The sequence below is a fragment of the Lentiprolixibacter sp. genome (genome assembly GCF_982873095.1).
In genome coordinates this window covers 1-3448 of the sequence record NZ_CEYNTP010000269.1, presented here as the reverse complement: position 1 = coordinate 3448, position 3448 = coordinate 1, and the positions used below count along the sequence as shown (strand labels likewise).

The following is a 3448-nucleotide window of genomic DNA, read 5'->3' as shown; positions in this document are numbered from 1 at the left end:
TCACCGCTCCCCACTACTATCTGATGATAGAAGTGGATATGGATAACGCAAAGGCCTCCAGGGCCCAGATCAACGAACTGCCAGATACCAAAGTATCATTTAATGACATGGTAGTTAAGGCCTGTGCCATGGCCCTTAAGAAGCACCCGCAGGTAAACACTTCCTGGAAAGAAGATACCACAAGATATAATCAACATATCCATATTGGGGTAGCTGTTGCTGTGGAAGATGGTCTGGTAGTACCCGTGCTGCCCTTTACTGACCAGATGTCCCTCACTCAGATTGGGGCATCGGTAAAAGATTTGGCAGGACGTGCAAGAAACAAGAAACTGACACCAGCTGAAATGGAGGGTAGTACCTTTACCGTTTCTAACCTGGGGATGTTCGGGATCCTGGAGTTTACCTCCATTATCAATCAACCCAATTCAGCCATCCTATCCGTTGGGGCCATTGTCGAAAAACCTGTGGTAAGAAACGGCAATATTGTCGTTGGCAACACAATGAAACTATCCCTTGCCTGTGATCACCGTACAGTAGATGGTGCCACCGGGGCACAATTCCTTCAAACCCTGAAGACATATCTGGAGAATCCGGTTACTATGCTCGCTTAAGGAGAAGGCAAAGGATTGGTAGTTAATATCACAGCATCTTTTGTTTACCCAAAAGGTGCTTTTATTTTTCAGGTTCATACAGCACAGTAATGAGACATTTATGTTGTTTTTTGATCTTTCTCTTTCTACTATCTTGTGCCTCCTTGCAGCCCCCCGGGAGTTTAGAGAATACTGCACCGGTAAGTGCTAAAGACACCCCCTTGGGGTTTACAGACAGCCTTCGCCTATGGGGCCTTGTGAATTACCTGGCCTCGGATTCTATGAGAGGCCGTGAAACGGGTAGCCCTGAAATAGAACTGGCTGCAGAGTTTCTCGAAGAAAACCTGAGGCAGTACAGCATTGCACCCTTCTACCCGGCATACCGGGATACGCTGAAAAATACAAGGCGTACGGCCTACAATGTTGTAGGTGTGCTTCCCGGCAAGGATCCTCAACTACGGGATGAATACGTAGTGATTGGTGCCCATTATGACCATATAGGCACCGTAAATCGCATAAATGGGGACGCTATTGCCAACGGGGCTAATGACAATGCCTCAGGGACAGCTTCTGTTCTTGAGATCTCCCGATATTTTGGTCGCAGTGCCAATAACAAGCGGAGTATCATTTTTGCCTTCTTCAGTGCGGAAGAAAAAGGCCTGCTGGGCTCAAAACACCTTGCTGAAAGAATGCAAAACGAAGGACTGGACCTTTATCTCATGTTGAATTTTGAGATGACCGGGGTTCCAATGCCGGATAAGGATTTCCTGCTGTACATTACGGGATATTCTAAATCCAACCTGGCAGCTGCAGGGAACGCTTACGCTTCTGAGAAACTTATTGGGTATCTCCCTACAGAAAACGATTACAATCTTTTTCAACGGTCAGACAACTACCCCTTTTACCGGATATATAACATTCCCTCCCATACGTTTTGTACTTTTGATTTCAATAATTATCCTCAGTACCATAAATCCAACGATGAAGCGGACCAGCTGGATTATAATCATATGGCGGAGGTGGTAAACAAGATAATTCCGGTGATCGAAGGGTTGGTGAATTCCTCCGAGCAAAGGGTAAGACTTAATTAATGGCTAATATCATTATTACAGGGACAAGCAGAGGGATCGGTCTGGAAATGGCCAGGCTTTTTGCTGAGGAGGGCCACCAGGTTTTAGCCCTTTCCCGGAATCCGGCTCCCGTTGCCGCATTGAAGAATACATCTATCCATCATTTTCCTTTTGATATTACCAAGGCTTCAGCTCTGGACCAGGTGGTAAGCTATATCGATGCCGAGTGGGGAACGGTGGATGTCCTGATCAACAACGCAGGTCGCTTGCTCAACAAACCTTTTCTGGAAACCAGCTCATCAGAGTTTGAAGCCGTCTTTAAGGTAAATGTGTTCGGGGTAGCAGAACTTATACAGTCTGTAGTGCCTTTCATGAATGCAGGGGGGCATATCGTCAACATAAGTTCCATGGGAGGTATACAGGGGAGTGCAAAATTTCCGGGATTGTCTGCCTATAGCAGTAGCAAAGGAGCCCTGATTACCCTGACCGAATTGCTGGCAGAGGAGTTCAAGGAATCCGGCCCTTCCTGCAATGCCCTTGCCCTGGGTGCCGTTCAAACGGAAATGCTTGAAGAGGCCTTCCCCGGGTATAAAGCACCTTTAAGTGCGCTCGAAATGGCCGTCTATATCAAGGATTTTGCATTAAACGGGCAACAATTCTACAACGGGAAGGTCCTTCCTGTCTCCAAATCCACGCCTTAGGAGCGCTTTCTGAATTTCAGCATACAGGGTTCTATGCAGGGGTAACTGATGAGCAGAAAACCGTTTTCTATACGGAGGTTAATCGGGAAGCCGGGTACTCCGGGGCAGTCAATTTGATAACCCTCTTCAGTATGTGTATAGTTCCCCTCAGTACTGCCATTGGCATTCTGGGTAAATTCGCATATCTCTCCATTTGAGGTGTAGGTGCCGTCTTCAAAAAAGCTGATCCTCTTTTCACTGTCTACCGGCCTGAATTCCCCGCTCCCATCTCCAGGATCAGCTAATACGGCGATAAGCTGCCATTCGCCCAGTATACCTGTTGGGGTAGTCTCTTTTTCACAAGAAACCAAAAGAAATAAACAAAATAATGCAGGCAGTAATGTTTTCATAGCCTCTTATTAGATACCATACGGACCAAAAGGTTGCATTTGACAGGATCACAGAGATGGAATTACACCGGGGAAAAAGTACACAAAAATCATTAGTATGACTTGCGATTTAAACCTATTTTTGGCTCCATGAGGGAATTACTGGGGCAATATCTCCCCGCAACAGCAGTGGAACCGTGTTGTGAACTACTCAGCCGGCATCACGTACGGTTAAAAGTGGTGAACCACAGGGTGAGTAAGCACGGAGACTACCGTAGTTTACCTTCGGGATTTCATCAGATAACCATTAATGCCTCTTTGAATCCTTATCGTTTTCTGATAACACTGGTCCACGAAATCGCTCATCTGCTGGCCTTTGAAAAGCACGGAAGGCGTATACGACCCCATGGGGAAGAATGGAAACAGACTTTTAAGGGCCTGATGCTGCCCTTTATCAGGCCAGAGGTCTTTCCACCGGAACTTTTGCCCCATCTGGCGAAGCATTTCATCAATCCGAAGGCAAGTAGCTCAATTGACACCAAATTATCTTTAGCTTTGAACCGGTATGATGCGGAAGGCCCGCGGACCTACCTGCTTGAATTGCCCCCCGGGAGTACATTTCGTATCCATAATGGGAAGCAATTTAAAAAAGGGGAAAAAAGAGTGAAGCGATTTGAATGCAAGGCGCTTGATTCCGGGAGGGTTTACCTTTTCCAACC

Annotated in this window: 5 protein-coding genes; 4 read left to right on the top strand and 1 reads right to left on the bottom strand. The window is 46.7% G+C overall.

Annotated elements, in window-relative coordinates:
- The 3 genes from AC4E7D_RS12960 to AC4E7D_RS12950 all read left to right on the top strand — a co-directional run.
- Positions 1 to 611: 2-oxo acid dehydrogenase subunit E2 (locus AC4E7D_RS12960; protein WP_490174211.1), on the top strand; the 611-nt coding region annotated here is incomplete at its 5' end.
- A gap of 89 nt (positions 612 to 700) precedes the next feature.
- Positions 701 to 1681 carry a M20/M25/M40 family metallo-hydrolase gene (locus AC4E7D_RS12955; RefSeq protein WP_490174210.1) on the top strand — a complete coding sequence of 327 codons (981 nt, stop codon included), beginning with the start codon at positions 701 to 703 and terminating at the stop codon, positions 1679 to 1681.
- Positions 1681 to 2361 (top strand): SDR family NAD(P)-dependent oxidoreductase, encoded by a 681-nt coding sequence (locus AC4E7D_RS12950; RefSeq protein ID WP_490174209.1) that lies wholly within the window; start codon positions 1681 to 1683, stop codon positions 2359 to 2361. Before AC4E7D_RS12955 ends, AC4E7D_RS12950 begins: the two co-directional genes overlap by 1 nt.
- Here AC4E7D_RS12950 and AC4E7D_RS12945 read toward each other — a convergent pair.
- The gene (locus AC4E7D_RS12945; protein WP_490174208.1) at positions 2358 to 2750 is read right to left on the bottom strand and encodes a hypothetical protein; all 393 of its coding nucleotides are present in this window, start codon (positions 2748 to 2750) and stop codon (positions 2358 to 2360) included. The two genes, AC4E7D_RS12950 and AC4E7D_RS12945, sit on opposite strands and share 4 nt — an antisense overlap.
- Positions 2751 to 2879: 129 nt before the next feature.
- Here AC4E7D_RS12945 and AC4E7D_RS12940 point away from each other — a divergent pair.
- On the top strand, positions 2880 to 3448 hold a 569-nt coding region (locus tag AC4E7D_RS12940; protein ID WP_490174207.1), incomplete at its 3' end, for a SprT-like domain-containing protein.

Excerpts from the sequence above, each read along its gene's own strand:
- AC4E7D_RS12955 (WP_490174210.1), top strand. The coding sequence starts at position 701 with ATGAGACATTTATGTTGTTTTTTGATCTTTCTCTTTCTACTATCTTGT.
- AC4E7D_RS12950 (WP_490174209.1), top strand. The coding sequence starts at position 1,681 with ATGGCTAATATCATTATTACAGGGACAAGCAGAGGGATCGGTCTGGAA.
- AC4E7D_RS12945 (WP_490174208.1), bottom strand. The coding sequence starts at position 2,750 with ATGAAAACATTACTGCCTGCATTATTTTGTTTATTTCTTTTGGTTTCT.